General features: G+C 54.1%; 19 protein-coding genes. 8 read left to right on the forward strand and 11 right to left on the reverse strand.

Annotated elements, in window-relative coordinates; all coding sequences use genetic code 11:
* Window positions 1-3 precede the first annotated feature (3 nt).
* Window positions 4-795, reverse strand: coding sequence for a class I SAM-dependent methyltransferase (locus Q4606_RS11985; RefSeq protein ID WP_303607660.1), 792 nt, complete (start codon window positions 793-795; stop codon window positions 4-6).
* A gap of 124 nt (window positions 796-919) precedes the next feature.
* On the opposite strand from Q4606_RS11985, the gene gloB reads away from it, so the two are divergent.
* The 7 genes from gloB (at window position 920) to Q4606_RS12020 (ending at window position 10,204) form a co-directional block, all read left to right on the forward strand.
* Window positions 920-1,714 (forward strand): hydroxyacylglutathione hydrolase, encoded by a 795-nt coding sequence (gene gloB / locus Q4606_RS11990; RefSeq protein ID WP_303607661.1) that lies wholly within the window; start codon window positions 920-922, stop codon window positions 1,712-1,714.
* Between the two features lie 155 nt (window positions 1,715-1,869).
* A complete protein-coding gene (locus Q4606_RS11995) occupies window positions 1,870-3,615 on the forward strand; it encodes a LysM peptidoglycan-binding domain-containing protein (RefSeq protein ID WP_303607662.1) in 1,746 nt (581 codons plus the stop codon).
* Between the two features lie 264 nt (window positions 3,616-3,879).
* Window positions 3,880-5,580, forward strand: a complete 1,701-nt coding sequence (locus Q4606_RS12000) for an extracellular solute-binding protein (protein ID WP_303607768.1) — start codon at window positions 3,880-3,882, stop codon at window positions 5,578-5,580.
* Between the two features lie 15 nt (window positions 5,581-5,595).
* Window positions 5,596-6,681, forward strand: coding sequence for a microcin C ABC transporter permease YejB (locus Q4606_RS12005; RefSeq protein WP_303596026.1), 1,086 nt, complete (start codon window positions 5,596-5,598; stop codon window positions 6,679-6,681).
* A gap of 1 nt (window position 6,682) precedes the next feature.
* Window positions 6,683-7,708 carry an ABC transporter permease gene (locus Q4606_RS12010; protein WP_303596027.1) on the forward strand — a complete coding sequence of 342 codons (1,026 nt, stop codon included), beginning with the start codon at window positions 6,683-6,685 and terminating at the stop codon, window positions 7,706-7,708.
* A 12-nt stretch (window positions 7,709-7,720) separates the two neighbouring features.
* A complete protein-coding gene (locus tag Q4606_RS12015; RefSeq protein ID WP_303607663.1) occupies window positions 7,721-9,337 on the forward strand; it encodes an ABC transporter ATP-binding protein in 1,617 nt (538 codons plus the stop codon).
* A gap of 66 nt (window positions 9,338-9,403) precedes the next feature.
* The gene (locus Q4606_RS12020) at window positions 9,404-10,204 is read left to right on the forward strand and encodes an enoyl-ACP reductase (RefSeq protein WP_303596029.1); all 801 of its coding nucleotides are present in this window, start codon (window positions 9,404-9,406) and stop codon (window positions 10,202-10,204) included.
* An 85-nt stretch (window positions 10,205-10,289) separates the two neighbouring features.
* On the opposite strand, the gene Q4606_RS12025 is transcribed toward Q4606_RS12020, so the two are convergent.
* Window positions 10,290-10,703, reverse strand: a complete 414-nt coding sequence (locus Q4606_RS12025) for a PilZ domain-containing protein (protein ID WP_303596030.1) — start codon at window positions 10,701-10,703, stop codon at window positions 10,290-10,292.
* A gap of 26 nt (window positions 10,704-10,729) precedes the next feature.
* On the reverse strand, window positions 10,730-12,553 hold the full coding sequence (locus Q4606_RS12030; RefSeq protein ID WP_303607664.1) for a DUF1631 family protein: 1,824 nt from the start codon (window positions 12,551-12,553) through the stop codon (window positions 10,730-10,732).
* 126 nt (window positions 12,554-12,679) lie between these two features.
* Between Q4606_RS12030 and Q4606_RS12035 the strand changes: the two genes are divergently transcribed.
* Window positions 12,680-13,756, forward strand: a complete 1,077-nt coding sequence (locus Q4606_RS12035; protein WP_303607665.1) for a 3-deoxy-7-phosphoheptulonate synthase — start codon at window positions 12,680-12,682, stop codon at window positions 13,754-13,756.
* A gap of 6 nt (window positions 13,757-13,762) precedes the next feature.
* Here Q4606_RS12035 and cobA read toward each other — a convergent pair whose 3' ends face one another.
* The 8 genes from cobA to Q4606_RS12075 form a co-directional block, all read right to left on the reverse strand.
* Window positions 13,763-14,620, reverse strand: coding sequence for a uroporphyrinogen-III C-methyltransferase (cobA, locus tag Q4606_RS12040; protein ID WP_303607666.1), 858 nt, complete (start codon window positions 14,618-14,620; stop codon window positions 13,763-13,765).
* Complete coding sequence (serS, locus tag Q4606_RS12045) at window positions 14,617-15,891, reverse strand: serine--tRNA ligase (RefSeq protein WP_303607667.1); 1,275 nt, start codon at window positions 15,889-15,891, stop codon at window positions 14,617-14,619. Before serS ends, cobA begins: the two co-directional genes overlap by 4 nt.
* Before the next feature lie 102 nt (window positions 15,892-15,993).
* On the reverse strand, window positions 15,994-17,331 hold the full coding sequence (locus Q4606_RS12050) for a replication-associated recombination protein A (RefSeq protein WP_303607668.1): 1,338 nt from the start codon (window positions 17,329-17,331) through the stop codon (window positions 15,994-15,996).
* A gap of 1 nt (window position 17,332) precedes the next feature.
* The gene (gene lolA, locus Q4606_RS12055) at window positions 17,333-17,992 is read right to left on the reverse strand and encodes an outer membrane lipoprotein chaperone LolA (protein WP_303607669.1); all 660 of its coding nucleotides are present in this window, start codon (window positions 17,990-17,992) and stop codon (window positions 17,333-17,335) included.
* A 12-nt stretch (window positions 17,993-18,004) separates the two neighbouring features.
* Complete coding sequence (locus tag Q4606_RS12060; RefSeq protein ID WP_303607670.1) at window positions 18,005-20,581, reverse strand: DNA translocase FtsK; 2,577 nt, start codon at window positions 20,579-20,581, stop codon at window positions 18,005-18,007.
* Window positions 20,582-20,594: 13 nt separating this feature from the next.
* Window positions 20,595-21,830, reverse strand: coding sequence for an O-succinylhomoserine sulfhydrylase (locus Q4606_RS12065; protein ID WP_303596038.1), 1,236 nt, complete (start codon window positions 21,828-21,830; stop codon window positions 20,595-20,597).
* 26 nt (window positions 21,831-21,856) lie between these two features.
* Entirely contained in the window at window positions 21,857-23,383 is a 1,527-nt protein-coding gene (gene purF / locus Q4606_RS12070; RefSeq protein WP_303596039.1) for an amidophosphoribosyltransferase, read from the reverse strand.
* A 34-nt stretch (window positions 23,384-23,417) separates the two neighbouring features.
* Window positions 23,418-23,954, reverse strand: a complete 537-nt coding sequence (locus tag Q4606_RS12075; RefSeq protein WP_303596040.1) for a CvpA family protein — start codon at window positions 23,952-23,954, stop codon at window positions 23,418-23,420.
* Window positions 23,955-23,972 lie beyond the last annotated feature (18 nt).

Below are 23,972 nucleotides of genomic sequence, written 5' to 3' on the forward strand. Positions count from 1 at the left end.
CGGTCAGTCGTCGGGGTGGTTCAGGTTCTGCGGTGGACAGCCCCTGGATGCGCCCACAGTTCCGGTTCCCGGGATCCCGATGACGTTGTTCTGTCGCCATGCGTGTCGCCTGGGAATGCGAGCGTTCACCCTTTTTTTGGCAAGAATACAGTAATAAGCCCCGACTGGCAGGAGCCCGTTGCCCGTCAATCGCTCCCCGAGCCGGCCCGAGCTCTTGCGGCCGCTACGCTGGAGGGGCAGGCGAAAAAAACGGGTAACCGAAACGTCAACATGAAAGCCCAGGAGATGAAGCCAGTCATCCATGCGCCTGCGCATAAGAAAGCGGCCTCCCCATGGGCCAGCGTGATGACGTGACATAAACCTGCGCAGCCCCCAAATGCTTACCGGGTTGAAGCCAATAAGAGCAATCGTTCCCTCGCCCCTTAAAACCCGGCCCGCTTCCCGGAGCGCCTGATGAGGGTACAGTGAGAAGTCGGCTGTATGGTGAAGCACAACCAGATCCATGGAGTCGCCTGGAAACGGCAACTCATTTGCGTCACATACAACAACCCCATCTGGAATACTGGGAAACCATTTTGGTGTCGTCATTATTTTGTGGGAGAAATCGGTACCATTGATCAGCGGTATCCGGTGACTAACGCTTACGTGAAGCTGCCGCGCACCCGTTAGCGGGGCGAGTTTGTGATCCAGAAAACGCCGCTGGTCCGCCAGCATCGAGCGCCCGAGAGGCGTCTGGAACCAGTGTTCAAAGCTCTCATGCCGGGAGGGATAATCAAGGACCTTTTTGCTTTTCACACTGCCTGCACTCCTTCATGGAAGATAGCCTTTGGACAAGCCACTGGTTCAGCGGTTCTTGGGGCTATCAACTTAATGCTCTATCATATCAGGCACACTTGCCAAGCATATACGGGGACATCTGATGCTCACCATCTCTGCCATCCCGGCCTTTAGTGACAACTACATCTGGTGTCTTGCCGACACTGACACGGGGAAAGCTCTGATTGTGGACCCCGGCCAGGCCGCGCCAGTACAGCGTCACCTCGCAGAAAATGGCCTCAATCTGGATACCATACTGGTTACTCACCACCACCCCGACCATGTTGGCGGAATCAGGGATCTGGTAAAGGAATATCCGGACTGTCGGGTAACCGGACCAGCCGAATCCCCATTCAAAGGCAACACCAATAACGTACACCCCGGTGACGAGGTCGTCTGGGAAGATGTCACATTCCAGGTGATGAGTGTTCCGGGACACACGCTGGATCACATAGCCTTTTTTACCGATGTCGAGATCAGCGGCCGCCCTGCACTGTTTTGTGGCGACACCCTTTTCGTTTGTGGCTGCGGCCGATTGTTTGAAGGCACTGCCGCACAAATGCTTGAATCCTTGAAGTCCCTCCGCGAGCTTCCCGGCACCACCGCCGTATATTGCGCCCACGAGTATACCCTGGCCAATCTTCGCTTCGCTCGCAGCTGGTTGCCGGACGACCATGAACTCGAAGCCTTCGAGCAACAGTGCAAGGAACTCAGGGAAGCCGGTAAGCCTACTGTGCCCTCAATACTTGAGAATGAAAAACGACTCAATCCGTTCCTGCGCTGGGATGACCCGGTTGTTGTAGGCGCAGCCAATAGATATTGCACCGACCAAGGTTTGCCGGCAGATTCAGACACTGCCATTTTTGCAGCCATAAGGCACGGTAAGGATAATTTCTGAGCGGTTAACAAATCCTTTCAACGTCGTAACGAGAGGCTTCTTGACCGCTAGAAACAGGCTCCCATAGAATCATTTAACATTTTGCTTGTAACTTACTAAATATGCCGGGTTTTCAGACAGGAGACCCGGCAATAACCCAGACCTGGAAATTGCCTATGTCGGTCAAACATTTGCCCCTGCTAGTTTTTTTTGGCGCCCTGGCAGGTGGCTGCAGTTCGCTTTATACGTCAACAGACAAGGCCCAGGGAAACCCGCTTGATTCGGACAAAGTAAGTGTTGCAGCCGGAGACGAAGGCCTAAAGGAGTCGGTCGAATCCGGGAAAAACAGCGATGCTGTTCGCAATGAGCCACTTGATGATGCCATGGCCCCAGAACTCAAGGCGGCAGCACGCGAAGCCCGGGAAAAGCTTGAGAATCCTCAGCAAACTGCTTTGGAAACTGGTGCAAAAAGTGGCTCTGACAAGAGCGCAGACCAGGAGCCCGGGCAGGCAGTATTATGGGATCGCCTGCGAGCAGGCTTTGAACTTGACCATGATGTCGACAACAAACGCGTTCAGGATCAACTGAAGTGGTATGCAAAACACCCCAACTACATCAATCGCGTGGTTGAACGTGGAAGCCGCTACCTTTATTACATCGTCAATGAAACTGAAAAGCGCGGCCTACCTACTGAATTTGCGTTGCTGCCCATCGTCGAAAGTGCATTTGACCCTTTCGCATATTCCCACGGTCGCGCTGCAGGTCTCTGGCAATTTATCCCATCGACCGGCAAATACTTTGGCCTGACCCAAAGCTGGTGGCATGATGAGCGCAGAGATGTCATCGCGGCTACGGATGCGGCACTGACTTATCTTGACCGCCTATCAAACCGGTTTGGCGGTGATTACACATTAGCTCTTGCGGCCTATAACAGTGGCGGCGGCACGGTTTCCAGCGCAATGCGCCGCAACCGTAACAGCAACAAACCGGAAGATTTCTGGTCGCTGCAACTGCCAAGGGAAACCCGTCATTACGTCCCTAAACTGATCGCTCTTGCGAAAATTTTCGATGATCCGGCCGCCTACGGTGTTGAGCTACCTGATCTCTTGGACGAGCCCTATTTCGACGTTGTCGAGACCGGTGGACAGCTGGATCTGGCCCAGGCCGCCGAGCTTTCGGGCGTTGATATTGATGAAATCTACCTGCTCAACCCATCTTACAATCGTTGGGCAACGTCACCAGACGGCCCGCACCGGCTACTGGTACCCCATCAGAACGCGGAACCCTTCCGCATCGCTCTAAAGGAAATCCCCCCTGGTAAGCGCGTTTCCTGGCGTAATTATGTGGTTAAATCGGGAGACAGCCTGAATACGATATCCCGAAAGTTCTCAACAACGCCGGCAGTGCTGCAACAGGTAAACAGCCTTAATAGCGACCTGATCCGGATCGGCCAGCGCTTGATGATTCCCTCTGCGTCCAAGAACTCTGATAGCTATGCGTTAAGTGCATCCAACCGGCTTGAGCGCAAACAAGACAAGAAACGCGATGGCAGTAAATTGCGGCATACAGTCCGTCGTGGAGATACCTTCTGGGACATTGCCCGGGAACATCGAGTCTCTGTACGCCAGCTCGCAGCCTGGAACGGGATGGCTCCGGGCGATCCTCTCATTCCGGGTAAAGAACTGGTTATCTGGTCCAATACAGCCCAGCCTACCCTGGCGTCAGCCAGCGGCGCCCGCGGTAACGCCATGGTTCGCAAAGTCGGTTATAGCGTGCGCAAGGGCGACTCACTCGCACTCATCGCCAACCGTTTTTCTGTGAATGTACGGGATATCGCAAGCTGGAACGACTTGAACACCTCCCGTTATCTTCAACCGGGGCAAAGTCTGGTACTCTACGTCGACGTCCGGAACAGCCCGTAAAGAATACAGATTCTCGGGCCCGGAACTTTCAGTATCTATAAGAATCATAAAAATTCAGCGGACAAGAGCACTGGGCGGGATGCCCGGTGCGCCGACCTGAAACCTCCAGAATGTGCGAGACCCATGACAAGATTCCTATCCGCCTTACGCCCTAGATCGCTTTTTACAGTCCTGACCTTGCTGGCCTCCCCCGGTTTTCTTTATGCCAGTGACACCACCCTTGAGGCTTCAGAGCAGCAAATCCAGCCAATTCACGGTTTGGCAATGCACGGCGAACCCAGGTATCCGGAGGGGTTCACACACTTCGACTACCTGAACCCCGATGCTCCGAAGGGCGGCACTCTGAAAATGGCAGTAGTGGCGAACGGTTTTGACTCCTTCAATCCATTCGTTATTCGTGGTGTCGCAGCCGCCGGAATCAGCGGTTATATTTACGACACACTTCTTGAGTATTCGGCAGACGAAGCTTTTTCCATGTATGGACTCATCGCAGAGTCACTGGAAACTCCTGAGGACAGAAGCTATGTAGTATATAACCTCAGGCCGGAAGCCAGGTTTCAGGATGGCGAACCCATTACCGCCGAAGATGTAAAGTTTTCCTTTGAAACCCTGACCACAGAGGGCCATCCGTTTTACCGGAATTACTACGCAGATGTGAGCAAGGTAACGGTTGAGACCCCGCATCGGATTCGTTTCGATTTCCAGGAAACCAGTAATCGTGAGCTGCCTCTGATTCTTGGACAGATGCCGATTATGCCCGCGCATTACTGGGAAGACCGGGAGTTTGGCAAGAACGGTCTCACCCCACCCGTTGGCAGTGGCCCCTATAAGATTGGTGCATTTGAAGCTGGCCGCTCTATTATTTACGAGCGGCTCGACGATTACTGGGCTAAGGACCTCGCCGTTCGCAAGGGTCGGTTTAATTTCGACCGCATTCGCTATGACTACTATACCGATGACACCGTGGCCCTGGAGGCCTTCAAAGCCGGCAGCTTTGATTTCAGAGTGGAAACCTCAGCCAAGAACTGGGCAACTGCCTACACCGGCGAGAGGTTTGATAACGGCACGATCAAAAAAGAAGCCATTGAACACCACCGCCCCACCGGTATGCAGGGCTTCGTGTTCAACACCCGCAAAGACGTCTTCAGCGACCCCAGGGTCAGGGAGGCGCTGACCTACGGTTTTGATTTTGAGTGGACCAACAAAAACCTGTTCTACGGTCAGTACGCCCGCACCAACAGTTATTTCGAAAACAGTGAACTGGCCGCAACCGGCCTACCCTCCGGCAGGGAACTGGAAATTCTTGAACAGTACCGGTCGCAACTGGGAGAAGACATCTTTACCAAACCCTTCGCCGCGCCGTCGACCGATGGCAAGCAAGGTCTCAGGCAGAACCTGAGAGTGGCCCTGGAGCTTTTGCGCTCGGCCGGTTACGAAGTTCGTGAAGGAAAAATGGTGAATACCGAAACCGGCGAGCCTCTGGCGTTTGAGATTCTGTTGTTTCAGAAAACCTTCGAAAGAGTTGTTCTGCCCTTCAAAAACAACCTCGCAAAGCTCGGCATTGAGATGTCTGTACGCCTGGTCGATAGCAACCAATACGTTCAGCGTGTAAGGGAGTTCGATTATGACATGATCACCCAGGCCATCGGTCAGTCAGACTCTCCGGGCAATGAACAGCGGGAGTATTGGCACTCCTCGACGGTAGACGCTAACGGCTCCCGTAATTATGCCGGCGTGAGCGACCCTGTTGTTGATGAGCTTGTGAGCCTGGTTATACAGGCGCCGGACAGAGAAGAGTTGATACAGCGTACCCGGGCCCTGGATCGGGTTCTGCTTAGCGGGCATTACGTCGTGCCGCACTGGCACCTGGCGAAAGATCGTGTTGCCTACTGGAGCCACCTGAAGCATCCGGAACAGACACCCAAGAATGGTACTGACCTCGACAACTGGTGGGCTGAGCCCTGAGGAAGCTGCCGCTAAATGGGCATCTATATACTCCGGCGCCTGGCGCTGATTATCCCTACCCTGATTGGGATTCTGCTTCTCAACTTTGTGATCGTACAGGCCGCCCCTGGCGGTCCGGTTGAGCAACTGATTGCAGAAATGGAGGGCCATGGCGGCAGCGCGCTTGCAAGGGCGACTGGCGGCGACACAGGCGGAGAAGTGGCCAACGCGTCAGGAGATCGCCGTGGCTCCCGTGGCATTCCCGATGAAATGCTGAAAGAAATTGAAGTGATGTACGGCTTCGATAAACCGGCGCATGAACGTTTTCTCAAAATGCTAAAGGACTACGCCACGTTTAATTTCGGCGACTCCTTCTTCCGGGAAAAAAGCGTTACCGAGCTGATACTGGACAAAATGCCCGTCTCTATCTCACTGGGGCTCTGGTCTACCCTGATTATCTACTTCATATCTATCCCTCTGGGCATCCGTAAAGCGGTCTCAGACGGCTCCCGGTTTGATGTCTGGAGCAGTTCAGCCATTGTGATTGGCTATGCCATCCCCGGTTTCCTGTTCGCCATTCTGCTGATTGTTCTGTTTGCCGGCGGCAGCTACTTCGACTGGTTCCCCCTGCGCGGGCTCACCTCCTCTGACTTCGACCAACTCAACTGGTATCAAAAAGTCGGAGATTACTTCTGGCATCTTGCGCTACCAGTAACTGCCAACGTTATCGGTGGATTTGCGACATTGACCCTGCTCACCAAGAACTCGTTCCTTGATGAGATCGGCAAGCACTACGTTGTAACCGCCAGAGCCAAAGGCCTGGACGAGAAGCAGGTACTTTATGGGCACGTATTCCGAAATGCCATGCTGATTGTAATTGCCAGCCTTCCCGGTGTGCTCGTGTCTCTGTTCTTTACCGGTTCGCTATTGATTGAAGTTATTTTCTCTCTGGATGGCCTCGGCCTGCTGGGTTTTGAAGCCGCACTTAACCGGGACTATCCGGTTATCTTTGGCACTCTGTTTATATTTACCCTGATGGGGCTGGTACTTAAGTTGATCAGCGACATTACCTACGTGCTGGTAGACCCACGCATCGACTTTGAAAGTCGGGAGGGCGCGTAACATGAAGGCGCTGACTCCGATTCAACAGCGACGTCTACGCAACTTTCGCAATAACCGCCGGGGCTTCTGGTCTCTTTGGGTATTTCTGGCCATTTTCGGGCTGACGCTCGTTGCAGAGCTGATAGCAAACGACAGACCCCTCGTCGTGTCCTATCAGAACACTCTGTATTTTCCGGTAGTTGAATCCGTGCCGGAAGAGACCTTTGGTGGTTTTCTGCCCACAGATGCTGATTACCGGGACCCTTTCATTGCTGACGAAATACTCGCCAACGGCTGGATGCTCTGGCCACCAATCCGTTTCAGCTACGACACCATAAACTACGATCTGGATGTGCCCTCACCTGCACCACCGAGCACTGAAAACTGGCTGGGAACAGACGACCAGGGACGAGACGTGGCCGCGCGCGTAATTTATGGCTTTCGTATATCTGTTCTGTTTGGGCTGACTCTAACCATTGCCAGCTGCATTGTTGGCGTCATAGTCGGCGCTATACAGGGTTTTTACGGCGGCAAGATTGATCTGGTGGGCCAACGCTTTATCGAAATCTGGTCCGGCTTGCCAGTACTCTACCTCCTGATTATCCTCTCCGGAATTGTGCAGCCGAACTTCTGGTGGCTGCTCGGCATCATGTTGATGTTCAGCTGGATGGGTCTGGTTGATGTGGTTCGCGCTGAATTCCTCAGAGCCCGCAATTTTGAATACGTTAAAGCAGCGAGAGCACTCGGGCTGGGTAACCGTAAAATCATGTTTCGCCATATTCTTCCAAACGCCATGGTTGCAACATTAACGTTTTTACCATTCATCCTGACCGGTGCCATTACCGGTCTGACATCTCTTGATTTCCTGGGTTTCGGCTTGCCCTCTGGCTCACCATCGCTGGGTGAACTGATTGCCCAGGGCAAGGCAAACCTTCACGCTCCCTGGCTTGGCATTTCGGCATTTGTTTCCCTGTCACTGATGCTCACGCTACTGGTTTTCGTGGGTGAAGCCGTGCGTGATGCCTTTGACCCCCGAAAAAACGCATAAGAGCGAACCGATATGAGCGAGCTGCTAGAGATAACCAATCTCTCGATCTGCTTTGACCAGGGCCCGAAGGCCGTGGATTCTGTGTCGCTCAGCCTACAACAGGGTGAAACTCTGGCTCTGGTTGGCGAAAGCGGTTCCGGCAAGTCGATCACCGCATTATCCATTCTCCGGCTGCTCGATGAACGGCATGCGAACTATCCCGGTGGTGAGATCCGCTACCGTGGCGAAAACCTGCTGCAAGCGCCGGAGAAACGCTTGCGCCAGGTTCGTGGGCGGGAAATCAGCATGATCTTCCAGGAGCCCATGACCTCCCTTAATCCTCTGCACAGCGTTGAGAAGCAGATCAGCGAAACCTTGGAGCTGCATAAAGGCATGCGTGGCCTGCAAGCCAGGGAGCGTTGCCTGGAGTTGTTACAGCTGGTAGGCATAGACAACCCGGAGAGCCGGCTGGGTGCTTACCCGCATCAGCTTTCTGGAGGCCAAAAGCAGCGCATTATGATCGCCATGGCTCTGGCCAATGAGCCCGATTTGCTCATCGCCGACGAGCCAACCACTGCTCTGGACGTGACGGTTCAGAAGCAGGTTCTGGAACTGCTGCAGGGATTGCAGGAGAAGCTTGGCATGGCGATTCTGCTGATTACCCATGACCTGACGATAGTGCGCCGTTATGCCAGCCGGGTTGCAGTGCTGGAACACGGCAAGCTGGTCGAGGAAGGAAAAACCGCCGCTTTGTTTGCGTCACCCAGCCATCCCTACACGCGTAAACTTCTCGATGCCGAGCCTCCGGAGGCCCCCCTGGCTCGAGCCGGGAGCGGAAAACCTCTGCTTGAAGTAGGTAACCTTGATGTGCGGTTTCCTGTGCGTAGAGGATTATTTGGCAAGGTAAAAGAGTACTTTCACGCGGTTAAAAGCGTCGGCTTCTCCCTCGAACAGGGCCAGACACTCGGCATTGTGGGTGAAAGTGGTAGCGGGAAAACAACCATTGGCCATGCGCTTCTCAAGCTTACTTCCAGCACAGGCAGCATAAAGTTAAACGGGCAAGAGCTCGCCGGGCTCGACCAAAGCGCATTCCGCCCCTGGCGGCGCAGGATTCAGATTGTTTTTCAGGATCCTTTTGGCAGCCTCAGCCCCCGCATGTCTGTTGCCGAGATAGTGCGGGAAGGGTTGGAAATACACGATTCTGAAAACGCCCAAACACACGAACAGAAAGTCATTACGGCGTTGACGGACGTGGGCCTCGATCCAGAGGCCCGCCACCGGTATCCCCATGAGTTTTCCGGGGGCCAGCGCCAGCGCATCGCCATTGCCCGTGCACTGGTGTTGCAGCCAGACCTGATCATTCTCGATGAACCCACCTCCGCTCTCGACAGAACGGTTCAAAAGCAGGTTATCGAACTGCTACGGGATATTCAGGCGCGCTATGGTCTAAGCTATATCTTTATCAGCCATGATCTGGCCGTTGTCAGGGCACTCAGCCACCAGTTGCTGGTCCTCCGACAGGGAGCGATTGTGGAATACGGGAATGCCAGCGACATTTTCCACGCACCCGAAGAACAGTACACACAAGAGTTGCTTAACGCGGCGCTTTTCTACAACCAGAAAAATGCCGACTCCACTACGACTATTTGAGCGTTACTCCTGACGGGATACTTCGGGGATAATGCATCAAAATCAGGAACACAGGGAGAACCACCCATGGGAATACTGAACGGCAAAAAAGCGCTGATTGTTGGCGTAGCCAGCAAGCTGTCCATTGCATACGGTATCGCAGATGCCTTTGCCCGCGAAGGTGCAGAACTGGCCTTCACATATCAGAACGAAAAGCTCAAGCCGCGGGTAGAGAAGTTTGCTGAGGGATGGGGAAGCAACCTCATATTCCCTTGCGATGTCGCCAGCGATGAAGAAATTGAAAATGTGTTCAAAGAACTGAACAAGCATTGGGATAACATCGACATCATTGTCCACGCCGTTGGCTTTGCACCGGGGCACGAACTTGATGGCAACTACGTTGACGTAACCACCAGGGAAGGCTTCAAAATAGCCCACGACATCAGCTCTTATAGCTTTGTCGCTCTGGCCAAGGGTGCACGCTCCATGATGCACGAGGGCAGCTCCCTGCTGACTCTGAGTTATCTGGGCGCCGAAAAGGTTTTGCAGAACTACAACGTGATGGGGCTTGCCAAGGCATCACTGGAAGCAAACGTACGCTATATGGCTGCGAGCCTCGGCCGTGACGGAATCCGGGTAAACGGCATTTCTGCAGGGCCCATCAGGACACTGGCAGCCTCCGGCATTAAGAGCTTCCGCAAGATGCTTGCGGAAAACGCCAGGCGCGCTCCGCTACGCCGGAATGTAACCACAGACGAAGTGGGCAACGCTGCGGCTTTTCTGGGCTCGGATATGGCCAGCGGTATTACCGGTGAGATCATGTACGTAGATGCCGGCTTTAACATCACTGGCATGGGCGAACTGGAAGAAGAAACATCTGAAGATTAAGCTCTGACGCAGGGAGGCAGCCAGGCGCTGACTCCCTGCTCAGCGTTCACGGCTTTGCCAAACACGAAGCGGGACAGCTTTGCACTCAGGGCGCTTCCATAACTTTCGCGACTGCCTCTGTCCATTCAACGTAAGCAGTCTGTTCCGATTCGATAATTCTTAACCCCACCAAGTAGTCCGTCCCATGAGAGCGGCACCAGATCACCTCCACAATCAGTGCGAAGGGTTCCGTCTGACTATCCAGCAAAACAGAAGCTGAAAGCAAAGCACCCACCACAAGCTTTTCGTGTGAGAGCAATCGTAGCCCGCTTGCCGACAGGTCGCGAACGCCACATGCAAGTTCTCTGTTGGACGCAATTGGCAGCCCTTGGGGTTTCGGACAGGAGGCCTCCAGTTCCAGCGAAATCCTGGCACGCGCAGTCAGGCGGTAATACAACCGGTTATCCTGCCCATCAGGCGGGTCGTCCCGAGTTCCAAACGTATAGTCAGCGTCTTTCATTATTATTCCTGGCTTTTTTCATTCCGTTACTTCCGCCCGACACGTATACGGCCCACCACCCTGCTCAAGGTGTCATCAAATTCCGCAGCACTACCAAGAACACGTATGCGCTCTTCAACGATTGCGAGAACCAGATCTTCTTCCTGAAACTCGCGCCGATTCAGGCCCAGGCGATCAACGAAAATCAGCTTGCGGGATGCATTTGTACGAACAGCCAGCTTGAGCCTGGTGCCCTCTGTCTCCGGTTGGTCCGAAACTTCCAATATCCAACCACCCAGATTGATGTTATCCACGTGCTTTTGCGCAAGAGCTGTCTTTTCTCTGTACAGGCGATCCTGTTCAGCCTGTTCATCTGCAAGACGCTTGCTTTCGGTTTCTTGCCGTTCCCGATCCAGAATTTCTTGTCGCGCGGCCTCCGCCTCCCTGCGTTTCAACGCCTGGGCTTCTCTCTCTCTACGGAGCTCATCGGCACGGGCTCTGGCCGCCTCTGCAGCCTGCTCACGCTGTTTGCGCTGTTTTTCAAACGCTCTGGCCAGCAGTTCGACGGTCCCTGCGAGAACCTCACCAAACGGGGTCTGAGCAGGCAGTGGACGAATACTGCCAGCTGTTTTGGCCTCGCAGAATGCATCCCAGGGCTGTAGTCCAAGTTTCACCCCGGTACCGTTTGTCCAGAGGATCTCTGCCGTGTCTTCGAGCAGTGCACAAAAGTAACGACGCTGCTCCGTTGCCCCTTCACCCTCTACAAACCAGCTGTTCTCCAAGGCTTGAAAATCGGCCTGCTTGGGCACCTCGAAACTAAGCCAGGAGCCACTCCATGAGAAACTTGTCTGATCAGACAACGCCTCCACCAACTCAGGTGATTCACCGCGCAACCTGGACATCATCACGGTTCCGATGCCGGCAAGGGCATTCGGTGTGAGGGGGTGATCGAATACGCGGCTCCACACATCAAGAAGTCGATCGCCTATCTGTTCACCTACGTGGTAGAGCCGGTTTCTGTCTTTGTCAGAGAGAGAGGGATCGCCCACCCATACCAGCCATTCGAGTAGCTTGCTGCCATGCCTGCAGGTCTCACCGTTAACACCGGAATCCCATACCGCCTGTTTCAGCAACTTTTGCCAGTGATCAAAAATAAAATGGAGCACGGGCTGAGGCAATTTCCGCCCTTGTAAGGCCCTCCCGATAAGGGCTCTGGAGGTCTGATCTGCCCGTCTTTGGCGCGCCGCGCCCTGCTCTGTTACCAGCAATCTCTGGCGTAGTTTGCCTGCCTGTGCATTACGCCTGAGCGAGTCCTCCTGCCATTGCTGGCAGAAAGCACTGACAGTATCGGTGGTGCCAGTTTCAAACGCGGCAGAGACAGCGACAACCAACGCATCCAGTTGATCAAGCAAAGCCTTCGATGACCGGCCACCAGAATCACTCCAGCCCCGCCATTCCTGGAGGCTGTCCAGCCAGTTCAGCAGTGTGTCACTGAAGGCGTAATTGCCGTCCAGATTCATACGCCACGCAAGATAGAATCTTAAGCGCGCGATACGCTGGATGATCTGAGAGTGGAGCCCGCTGGTTTTCAGGAACACATCCATGATGCGGTCCGCCACATAGGCTGCATTAATCTGGCGCACGGACCAGTCACGCTGCACAGAGCGCAGGACATGGGTTACGCGCTCGTTTCGTTGTTCCTTCCAGCATGAAAATAGCAGGGGTTGCCAGTCACTTACGCTTTCTGGCGCGAGTTTCCCTGCGGGATAAGGCAGGTCGGGGACCCGAATACCGGCAAGCACATCGTCAATTTGCTTGGCAACCGCCTTCCGTAAGGCCACCTGGTGCGACTTCGGCCTGTTTTGTGACATCCATTCCCCGTGCTCAAGAAGCGTTGAAAAGGCCCAGTAAATAAAGCAGTATAACGAACTCGCCGGGGTTGGCCACAACCGGGTCCGGCGCTATTGTAACGATAAGAATTGGGGAAACAGCAGAAAATGTCCGGCAATAAACTAGAAGATCTGAATGTGGCGAGCCAGGAAACACTGATTACCCCTGAAACGCTAAAACAGAAGATGCCTCTCTCGGGCGACGCAGCCAAGACGGTTACTGAAGGCCGCCAGGCGATTTATGACATTATCGATGGCAAAGACCACCGTCTTTTCCTGGTTGTGGGCCCCTGCTCCATTCACGATGTGGATGCAGCGCGTGATTATGCCGCCCGCCTCAAGAAACTTGCCGATGAAGTCAGCGACACCCTGCTTATCGTCATGCGTGTTTATTTTGAGAAGCCGAGAACGACGGTTGGCTGGAAAGGTCTGATTAACGACCCGCACCTGAACGATACTTTTGACATTGAACATGGCCTCAAGCTCGGCCGGCGTCTTCTGCTTGATATCAACGAACTTGGGCTACCGGTAGCTACAGAAGCACTGGACCCGATCTCGCCGCAGTACCTGCAGGACACAATTGCCTGGTCAGCGATTGGCGCTCGCACCACAGAATCCCAGACTCACCGCGAGATGAGCAGCGGCCTTTCGATGGCGATCGGTTTTAAAAATGGCACTGACGGCAACCTCGATGTTGCTGTAAACGCCATGAAGTCGGTTTCTTACCCGCACAGCTTTCTGGGAATTGACCAGCAAGGGCAAGTGGCCATTATTCGCACCAAGGGCAACAAGTACGGGCATGTTGTTCTGCGCGGGGGCGGCGGAAAGCCCAATTACGATTCGGTCAGCGTGACGCTGTGCGAGCAGGCTCTTGATAAAGCAGGCTTGCGCAAATCCATCATGGTGGACTGTAGCCACGCCAACTCCAGTAAAGATCCGGCGATTCAGCCGCTTGTCATGCAGGATGTCAGCCATCAGATCCTGGAAGGCAACACCTCAATCCAGAGCCTGATGATTGAAAGCAACATCAACTGGGGTAACCAGTCTATCCCGGATAATCTGGAAGATCTGGAATACGGCGTATCGGTGACCGATGCTTGTATCGACTGGCCAACAACAGAAAAGGCCATCCGCGAGATGCACGCTAAGCTAAAGGACGTTCTGCCGGGCCGTAAGCCCGCCTGAAACTGCTCAGGCAGACTGGGTTGGTAAGCCGCCGACCCAGTCCAGCCTGTCCCTCAGCGCGACCACATGGCCAACAATAACAAGTGTAGGCGCCTGGACCTTCTCTTCGTTTACTCGCTGTACAATCGTCTCCAGATTGCCCGTAACAACCTGCTGGTCCCGAGTAGTTCCTTTGGAAACCAGAGCTATTGGCGTATCCGCCGCCATTCCGTGCAGTATCAATTGCTCACAGATAATCGGCAGCCCAACCAGACCCATATAGAAGACAAGCGTCTGGCTGTTCTGCACGAAGTCCTTCCAGGGTAAATCGCAGGTATTATTTTTCAGGTGCCCCGTAACAAAGCGCACGGACTGAGCGTGGTCACGATGGGTCAGAGGAATACCCGCGTAAGCGGCACACCCGGAGGCCGCCGTAATGCCCGGAACAACCTGAAAACGGATGCCTGCGCTGGCCAGGGTTTCGATTTCCTCTCCACCACGGCCAAAAATAAATGGATCTCCGCCCTTGAGACGCACAACCCGGTAACCTTCCTTCGCAAGATCGACCAACCGCTGGTTGATCTGGTCCTGCGGCAAGGTATGGTTGGAGCGTTGCTTACCCACATGGATCATTTCAGCCGTATCTGGAATCAGGGCAAGAATTTCCGGAGACACCAGTCGGTCGTAGAGTACGACCTGTGCAGACGTAATGAGGCGCCAGGCTTTAAGTGTGAGCAGTTCCGGATCTCCGGGGCCGGCGCCCACAAGAGCAACCTCCCCGGCAGAGCTGTTCGGGTTCAAGGTAACAGGGTTTGTTCTGTAACGTACGGGCGCTGGCGTTGCGCCAACCCCCGCTCCTACGTCTTTTTCGGGCTTGTCCATCATTGGATACGCTCAACGCCGCCCATGTAGGGTTTGAGCACTTCGGGAACAATAATACTGCCGTCTTCCTGCTGGTAGTTTTCCATAACCGCCACCAGAGCACGGCCTACCGCAAGGCCGGATCCGTTCAATGTATGCACTGGCTCGGGCTTGCCCGTCTCCGGATTGCGCCAGCGTGCACCCATGCGCCGGGCCTGGAAGTCGCGAGTATTTGAGCAAGACGAGATTTCCCGGTACTTATTCTGCCCTGGTAGCCAGACTTCAAAGTCGTATGTCTTCGCAGCAGAAAAGCCCATATCGCCGCCACACAGGGCGACCACCCGGTAAGGAAGCTCAAGCAGCTGCAGCACCTTTTCAGCGTGACCACTCAGTGCTTCCAGTGCCGCATCGGAGTCTTCCGGGCGAACCACCTGCACAAGCTCAACCTTATCGAACTGGTGCTGGCGGATCATGCCACGAGTGTCGCGGCCATAGGAGCCGGCTTCACTGCGGAAACACGGAGTATGACAAACCATTTTCAAGGGCAGATCTGCCGCATCAAGAATGGAATCTGCCACAAGATTGGTAACCGGAACTTCCGCGGTAGGAATAAGATAAAGCGGATGATCCCCATCAATTTTGAACAGATCTTCCTCAAACTTCGGTAATTGTCCTGTGCCATAAAGCGTCTCTGCGTTTACCAGATACGGCACATAAGTTTCGGAATAGCCATGTTCACCGGTATGCAGGTTCAGCATGAACTGGGCAAGCGCCCTGTGCAGACGAGCCACTTGGCTGCGCATCACCGCAAATCGTGAGTGAGCAAGTCTTGTTGCCGTCTCGAAATCCAGGCCACCGAGGCTCTCTCCCAGAGCAACGTGGTCTTTGGGTTCGAAATCGAACTTTCTCGGCGTACCCCAGGTACGAATTTCGACGTTGTCGTCCTCGCTATCTCCCGTCGGTACACCCTCATCCGGGAGGTTAGGGAGACCTGCCAGAAACCCGTTAAGCTCTTCCTGAAGCTTACGCAGTTCTTCTTCAGCTTCCGACCTGCTTGACTTCAAACTCTCTACTTCATCCAGTAGAGGCTGAATGTCTTCCCCGGCAGCCTTTGCTTTACCAATCGACTTCGACTTTTTGTTCTGCTCACCCTGCAAGGTTTCAGTGCGCACCTGAAGGCCGCGACGACGCTCTTCAAGCTGCTCAAAAGCTGCTACGTCAAAAGCAAAGTTCTTGATGGCCAGCCGACGGGCGATCTCTTCAGTCTGGTTACGGACGAGTTTGGGATCGAGCATGATTATCCTGGATTTTCCGGTTTGCGATGTATGTAGATCAGCTCACCATTATACCCGTGCCGGCACTTGTGGCTACCGCTGACATCCAAGGTTACAGGTGAATCAGGTGTGGCGCTGCCTGGGACTTTTTTCGTTGAGAGCGTCGAGCCTCTGGCGTTTCTCTGAGAGCTTTATTTCCAGGCCCCGATCCACTGGCTCATAGTACCTGCGCTGGTGAATCGCATCCGGCAAATAGGATTCTCCTGCTGCGAACCCGTATTCTTCGTCGTGAGCATAACGATAGGAGTCACCGTGGCCCATGCTCTTGAGAAGCTTAGTCGGCGCATTGCGCAAGTGCACCGGCACCTCGTAATCCGGGTCCTCACGAATGTCTGCCATGCAACGATTAAACGCTTTATAGACTGCGTTACTTTTGGGTGCGAGAGCCAGGTAGGTGACCGCCTGCGCAAGAGCCAGCTCACCTTCCGGGCTGCCCAAACGTTCCTGGGCGTCCCACGCTTCCATACTCAGCTGCAAGGCTCTGGGGTCGGCATTGCCGATATCCTCGCTTGCAATTCGCACCAATCGACGGGCCACATAGAGAGGATCACAACCACCATCGAGCATCCGGCATAACCAGTACAACGAGCCGTCGGGGTCTGAACCCCTCACGGATTTGTGCAAAGCGGATATCTGATCGTAGAAAACGTCTCCGCCTTTATCAAATCGGCGCAGGCTTGTTTGCATTACCTGTTCGAGATGCTTTTCGCTTATCCGGTTTTTCCCTTCAGTGTCCGGCTCTGCCAGATCAGCCGAAATCTCAAGAATATTGAGCGCGCGCCTGGCATCCCCACCGGATGCCGAAGCCATCAAATTCAACACATCGCTCGACACCGCTAGCTCACCATTAAAACCCTCTGCTGAATCAAGAGCGCGGGTCAGCAGCTTGAGGATATCCGAATCTTCCAGGTTTTTGAGCACATAGACGCGGGTGCGGGAAAGCAGCGCACTGTTCAGCTCGAACGAAGGATTTTCCGTGGTAGCACCCACAAAGATGAAGGTGCCATCTTCAATATGTGGCAGGAAAGCATCCTGCTGACTTTTGTTGAATCGGTGAACTTCGTCCACAAACAGAAGTGTGTCCTGGCCCTGAGAGAGCTTGCGGTTGCGCGCTCGCTCGACAATTGCCCGGATGTCCTTGACGCCGCTGAGAACCGCGGAAACCGTTTCAAAGCTCAATTCACCCACGCTAGCCAGAAGCCGGGCAAAAGTTGTTTTTCCAACCCCTGGTGGCCCCCAGAGAATCATGGAATGGAGTTGGCCCTGCTCTACTGCTCTGCGGAGCGGTTTCCCAAGCCCGACGAGGTGCATCTGCCCCACGTAATCATCAAGACTTTCCGGACGCATGCGCGCCGCAAGAGGCCGAAAACCGACCTGCTCGGTGAACAGGCTATCCTGCATCTCAGCCTTCGTCCCGGATTACGTCAACGTCCTCCGGATACTCAAGCGTAAAAGCGCTGTCGTCGACGCTTTCGTTAAGCTTAATGTCATTAAAGCTGAGCACGCTAAGCTGAGACAGAGAATCCTGCATGCGCATTTCTTGCAGTTCGTTCTTGAAGAACGTCAGCCTCAAGGATACAAAAAGGGAGTCTTCACTTTTGGGCTCAAGAGTGAATTCCCTCGTGTCATCACCGACCTGACGACCGGAAACCCGATAGGTGTCTTCGAGGTTATCAACTTCTCCGCTGAGCAACAGCGCAGGTGTGGTCTGAACACGGTCGTCCAGGTTGTGCACGGTTACCTGCTCAAGGTCGGGGTCGAACACTTCCACGCTTTGGCCGTTACTGACAATGTACTGGGATAGAGGTGCCTGAGTTTCCCAGTAAAACAGACCTGGCCTTTTGGCTTTCAGTGAACCACGGGATTCCTGCACCTTACTGCCGTTTTCATTGACCACGATCTGAATGAAATCGGCCTGATACGTTTCGTAGCTTTTTAACAAAGAGGCGAGCTCAGCCGCTGTACCTTCTGTGTCTGCAGCCATCAGTGAACTACTGAACACAAGAGCCATAATCAACGCTGCCGAGACAGTCGCCAGGGGTTTCAGAAAAATCTGTTGCATAGTATACGACTCCTAATCTCTTGGTGGGGGCGGCGCCAGAACCTCACGGGCGCCATTATGGCCCGCCGAACTGACCACTCCCGACGCTTCCATGGCCTCAACCAGATTGGCCGCCCTGTTGTAACCTATCTTGAACTTTCTCTGCACGGAGGATATCGACACCCGGCGCCCCTCTGTCACAAAAGCGACGGCTTCATCAAACAGTGCATCACCCTCGCTATCGCCACCGTCAGATAATGTGGGCACACCGGGCAGACTTTCACCCTCAGCGCCGTTGAGAACATCATCCACATACACGGGTTCACCCCTGGCCTTCCAGGCGCTCACTACACGGTGAACCTCATCATCGTCTACAAAGGCCCCGTGGACGCGGACAGGTAGCCCGGAGCCCGGCGGCAGGTAAAGCATGTCACCATGCCCAAGAAGCTGCTCGGCACCACCCTGATCCAGCACAGTGCGTGAGTCGATCTTTGAAGAGACCTGGAACGACATTCTCGTTGGAATGTTGGCCTTGATCAGGCCGGTGATGACATCCACTGATGGCCGCTGGGTTGCAAGTATCAGATGGATACCTGCCGCCCTCGCTTTCTGGGCAATCCGGGCGATTAACTCTTCAACCTTTTTACCAACAATCATCATCATGTCGGCAAATTCGTCGATAACCACCACAATAAAAGGCAAATGATCCAGTTCCGGGCGTTCCTGCTCGTCATTGGCCAGATACTCATCCGGCTTCCAGAGTGGATCGAGAAGAGGTTCGCCAGCCGCTGCCGCGTCTTTCAGCTTCCTGTTGTAGCCAGCCAGGTTTCGGACACCCAGAGCCGCCATTAAACGGTATCTTCGTTCCATTTCAGCCACACACCAGCGCAGCGCATTTGCGGCTTCTTTCATATCTGTAACGACCGGGGCCAACAGATGGGGAATTCCGTCGTAGATGCTTAGCTCCAGCATCTTGGGGTCGACCATGATGAAACGTACGTCTTCCGGACCAGCCTTGAGCAACATACTCAGCAACATGGCATTGACCCCCACCGACTTACCAGACCCGGTAGTACCGGCAACCAGCAAATGGGGCATTTTGGCCAGATTTGCCACCATAGGATTCCCACCTATGTCATTACCCAGTGCCATTGTCAGTGCCGAGCTGGACTCGGTGAACACTCTTGCGCTCAAAACCTCACTAAGGCGAACAATCTCACGCTTCTCATTGGGGATTTCGATACCGACGACGGATTTACCCGGGATTACCTCCACAACCCGAACGCTGAGCACAGCCAGGGACCGCGCAAGATCCTTTGCCAGGTTGGAAATTTTACTGACTTTAACCCCCGCAGCCGGCTTTATCTCAAACCGGGTAATCACCGGTCCCGGGTTAACTTCAACAACCTCAACCGACACGCCGAAGTCGGCCAGCTTTTCCTCAAGCAGGCGCGACATATGCTCCAGCGCCTCCTCGGAATAGCCGCTTTCTTTGTGTTCCTCTGGCGGGTCAAGCAGTGAGACAGGAGGGATCGGGCTCTCTATGTCCTCAAGCAACGAAGGTTGCGAGTTTTTAGCGTTGCCGGCATGCGGTGTCTGTTCATCTTTTTTGAACGGCGAGATTTTCAGGGAGCGGCCGCTCCCGGAAGGTGCTTTTTCTTTAGCAGAAGGCGCCTTCTCTTTAACAGACGCACTCGGCTGTGCATTTCTTTTCGAGGGTGCTTCATCTCTGGAACTGAAGCTTTCCAGGCGTGCTGGCTCTGCTTCCTCGTCAGCAGAGAAACCTTCAAACGCTGGCTCCAGGCGCCCCTTCGTTGGTTTTTCCGATCTGGCTTTCTTGTTCGGGCCAAAGCCAGGGATTTTGTGCCACCAACGCCCGCGTGCCTTTTCTTGCTCGGGTTCAGGTTCAGGGCTATGTGCTGTTTTTTCAGGTATTGCAGGTTTCTCGGACGCCGGCCTGGATTTATCCGGCGTCGCCAGTTTCTTCAGCGCCTGACCCAGACGAATAGCAAGGCCGCCCAGTTGATCCATCAGCCAGAACCATGAAAGGCTGAGGGTAACCGTCAATGCGAAGAGAAATATAGCAATAAGCAGTAGTGTTGTTGCCGGAAGATTAAAGAAACGGACCATGGCGTCCGCGACTGTGGTTCCAAGCACACCGCCCGACGTGGCCCCCAGTCCAAATACCGAATAAAGGGACAAAAGGCTGGTCGCTGATAACAAAATGAGAAGGAAGCCGCCGAACCTCATTAAAAACAACGGCCAATGTAGATCCAGCGGTTCGTTTCTGCAGCGGAACAACATGATAGCGTACCCTGCGACCATCACGGGGAACAGGTAGGCTACGTGGCCGAAAAAATCTCTCAGCAGGCTAGCAAGCCAAGCTCCCGAGCGGCCGGCTGAATTAAGTACGCTGGTATCATGGCCAATGCTGGCCCAGCCAGGGTCTGCGGGGTTAAAAGTAACCAGAGCCATGGCCAGATAAATACACAGCGCTACCAGGCCGATCACTGCACCTTCGCGCGCGCCCTGCGCTGCAAGGCGGCGAAAGCGGAGCTGTTTCTCTGTCAGTTGCTGTGGTGATTTCTTCGCTTTTGCAGATTCGGCCATGAATGCTCAAACGTTAAGTGTTGCTTGCGTTCTGAAGCGCCTGAAAGCCTCTGTACAAATCTGCTTTCAGGTCTTCGACTGCTTCGATACCAACCGAGAGTCTCAGAAGGTTTTCTGTAATGCCAGCTCTGGATTTGTCTTCGGGAGAGAGCCGCCCGTGTGTCGTGGTCGCCGGATGGGTAATCGTCGTTTTCACGTCACCAAGGTTAGCTGTAATTGAAATCATCCGTGTTGCATCGATGAATTCCCAGGCTTCCTCCCGACCACCTTTGAGGCAAAACGCCAGCACGCCACCAAAACCTTTTTGCTGCTTTTTGGCAAGTGCATGCTGCGGGTGGCTTTCCAGTCCGGCGTAATAAACGTGTTCGACTTCCGGTTGCTGCTCGAGCCATACGGCCAACTCTAACGCATTGTCGCAGTGGGCTCGCATACGGATTGGTAAGGTTTCCAGCCCCTTATGGAAAACCCAGGCGTTAAAGGGGCTCATAGTGGGTCCGGCAGATCTGAGAAAACCGTAGACTTCTTCCATGAGCTTTGTTGCGCCAACAACGACACCGCCTACACAACGGCCCTGTCCATCCAGATACTTGGTTGCAGAATGAACAACTATGTCCGCACCATGTTCCAGAGGGCGCTGTAGCACGGGCGTACAAAAACAGTTATCCACCACGAACAGTGCGTCATTATCGTGGGCAAGCTTCGCCAGTGCCTCCATATCGGCAACTTCACAAAGCGGGTTCGACGGGGTCTCGATAAACAGCATACGCGTGGCTGGTCGTATCGCGGCGGTCCACTCTTGCGTATCAGTAAGACTTACAAAGGTTGTTTCTACGCCAAACCTGGCCATGTATTTCTGAAACAACACGTTGGTCGTTCCGAAAACGCCACGAGAACAGATAACATGGTCACCGCTCTTCAGCAGCGCCATGCAGGTGCTGAGAATGGCGGCCATACCCGATGCTGTCGCTACAGCACGCTCTCCGCCTTCCATCGCCGCGATGCGCCCCTCGAAAGCCTGAACCGTCGGATTGGTGAATCGGGAGTATATATTGCCCGGCTCATCTCCCCCGAAACGCGCTGCTGCCTGAGCCGCACTATTGTAGACAAAACTCGAGGTCGGAAAAATTGCATCACTGTGTTCAAGCTGGCCAGTTCGGAGCTGCCCTGCCCTCACCGCCAATGTATCCAGAGACATTCCGTCCAGATCCGATTCAGGAATCTGGGCGGTTTCTTCGCGGTAAAAAGTCATTAGCGTCTCCTGACAAGGCTTGCTGTTCAGTCTTCGTCGTTGTAGAGGTCGATGATGCCGTTATCAGCTGACCCGGTGTTAACATCCCCTGAACGGGTGACATCATTACGGGACTCATCAAGGCGATTGAGATAGGCCTCATCAATATCACCGGTTATATAGTCCCCGGTGAACACAGAACACTCCCACCCTTCTATGCTCTCGTTTACATCGCTGACACAAGTCACCAGATCCTCCAGATCCTGATACAGCAGCCAATCGGCTCCGATCAGATCGCGAATCTCCTCAACACTTCTTTCGTGAGCAATCAACTCACTGGCCGACGGCATATCTATGCCGTATACATTGGGGTATCGAACCGGTGGCGCAGCAGATGCGAAGTAAACCTTTCGTGCGCCGGCGTCTCTGGCCATCTGCACAATCTCTTTGCAGGTGGTGCCGCGGACAATGGAATCATCAACCAGCATGACGTTTTTGCCTTTGAACTCCAGATCAATGGGGTTCAGCTTCTGACGCACAGATTTTTTACGCATGGTCTGGCCAGGCATAATGAAAGTGCGGCCGATATACCGGTTTTTGATAAAGCCTTCGCGGAATTTCACGCCCAGCCGGTGCGCCATCTGCATTGCCGAGGTCCGGCTGGTATCAGGAATGGGCATTACGACATCTATGTCATGGTCCGGGCATTCTCGCAGAATCTTATCTGCCAGAGTTTCACCCATCCGTAGCCTCGCCTTGTACACGGAGACGCCATCCATGATGGAATCCGGCCTTGCAAAATAAACATGCTCGAAAATACACGGGTACAGGCGGGGTTCGTGTGCACACTGCTGAGTGTAAAGAGTGCCATCAGTTTCGATGTAAACGGCCTCGCCTGGTGCTATGTCTCTTACCAGTGTGTACCCGGCTGCGCTTAGCGCAACGCTCTCGGAAGCAATCATGTATTCCTTCCGGCCGCTCTCGGAAGTACGTTCACCGTAACAGGCCGGACGGATACCATTTGGATCGCGGAAGCCGACGATGCCGTACCCGGTAATCATCGCAATAACCGCGTAGGCACCGCGGCAACGCTGGTGAACCGCTCTGACTGCCGAGAATACTTCTTCCTTGGTCGGATCAAGCTTGCGCAGCTTTTGCAGCTCGTGCGCAAAAACGTTCAGCAGCACTTCTGAATCCGAATTGGTATTGATATGGCGAAGGTCTGTACGGAACAGATCCTGGCTCAATTCATCGGCGTTGGTGAGGTTACCGTTGTGAGCCAAGGTAATGCCGTACGGGCTGTTCACATAAAAGGGCTGCGACTCAGAAGAACTGGAGCTGCCCGCAGTCGGATACCGCACATGACCTATTCCGACATTGCCGACCAAACGCTGCATATGGCGAGTATGGAATACATCGCGAACCAGGCCATTGTCCTTGCGCAGATAAAAGCGTTCATCCTGGAAGGTAACAATGCCCGCTGCATCCTGGCCCCGGTGCTGAAGTACAGTCAGCGCATCATAGAGCGACTGATTTACGTGAGAAGTACTGACGATGCCGACAATGCCACACATGGATAAGGTAATCTCCGAGTGTTAATTCTGAATGTTAGCGGGATGCGGACGTGGGTTCCACGGCCTTTTGAGGTTCCGGCTCCAGGAAACGGGCGAATTCGTCACCAAACGTTCGCCTGGACCAATCTTCGACTACTGCCAGGCGGTCGATCATGATTGACGTCCTCCACCAGGTATCCTGAGCCAAAGGGGTGTAACGAATAAATGCGATCGCAACGATCACTACAACAATTCCCCGCAGAAGGCCAAACCCCATGCCCAATACCCTGTCCGTCGCAGAGAGACCCGTTGCACGAACGAGGTGTCCGATCATGTTGTTTATGATAGCGCCAACGATGAGCGTACCAAAAAAGAGAATGGCAAAGGCAGCAATAAGACGCACCAACGGCGTTTCAACTGTGCCCTCAAGCAGGGCCTGCATCTGGGGATGAAAGGTTCGCGCAAGAATAAATGCACCCACCCACGTCACAAGAGACAGCGCTTCTTTCACGAAGCCCCGCTTCAAACTGATGAGAGTGGAAACTGAAATCAGGGCAATTATAACCCAGTCAATCCAGATCAGCGCTTCCATGGAAATCCCGGTGGAGAA

The organism is Marinobacter sp. 1_MG-2023 (assembly GCF_030549045.1).
Lineage (GTDB): Bacteria > Pseudomonadota > Gammaproteobacteria > Pseudomonadales > Oleiphilaceae > Marinobacter.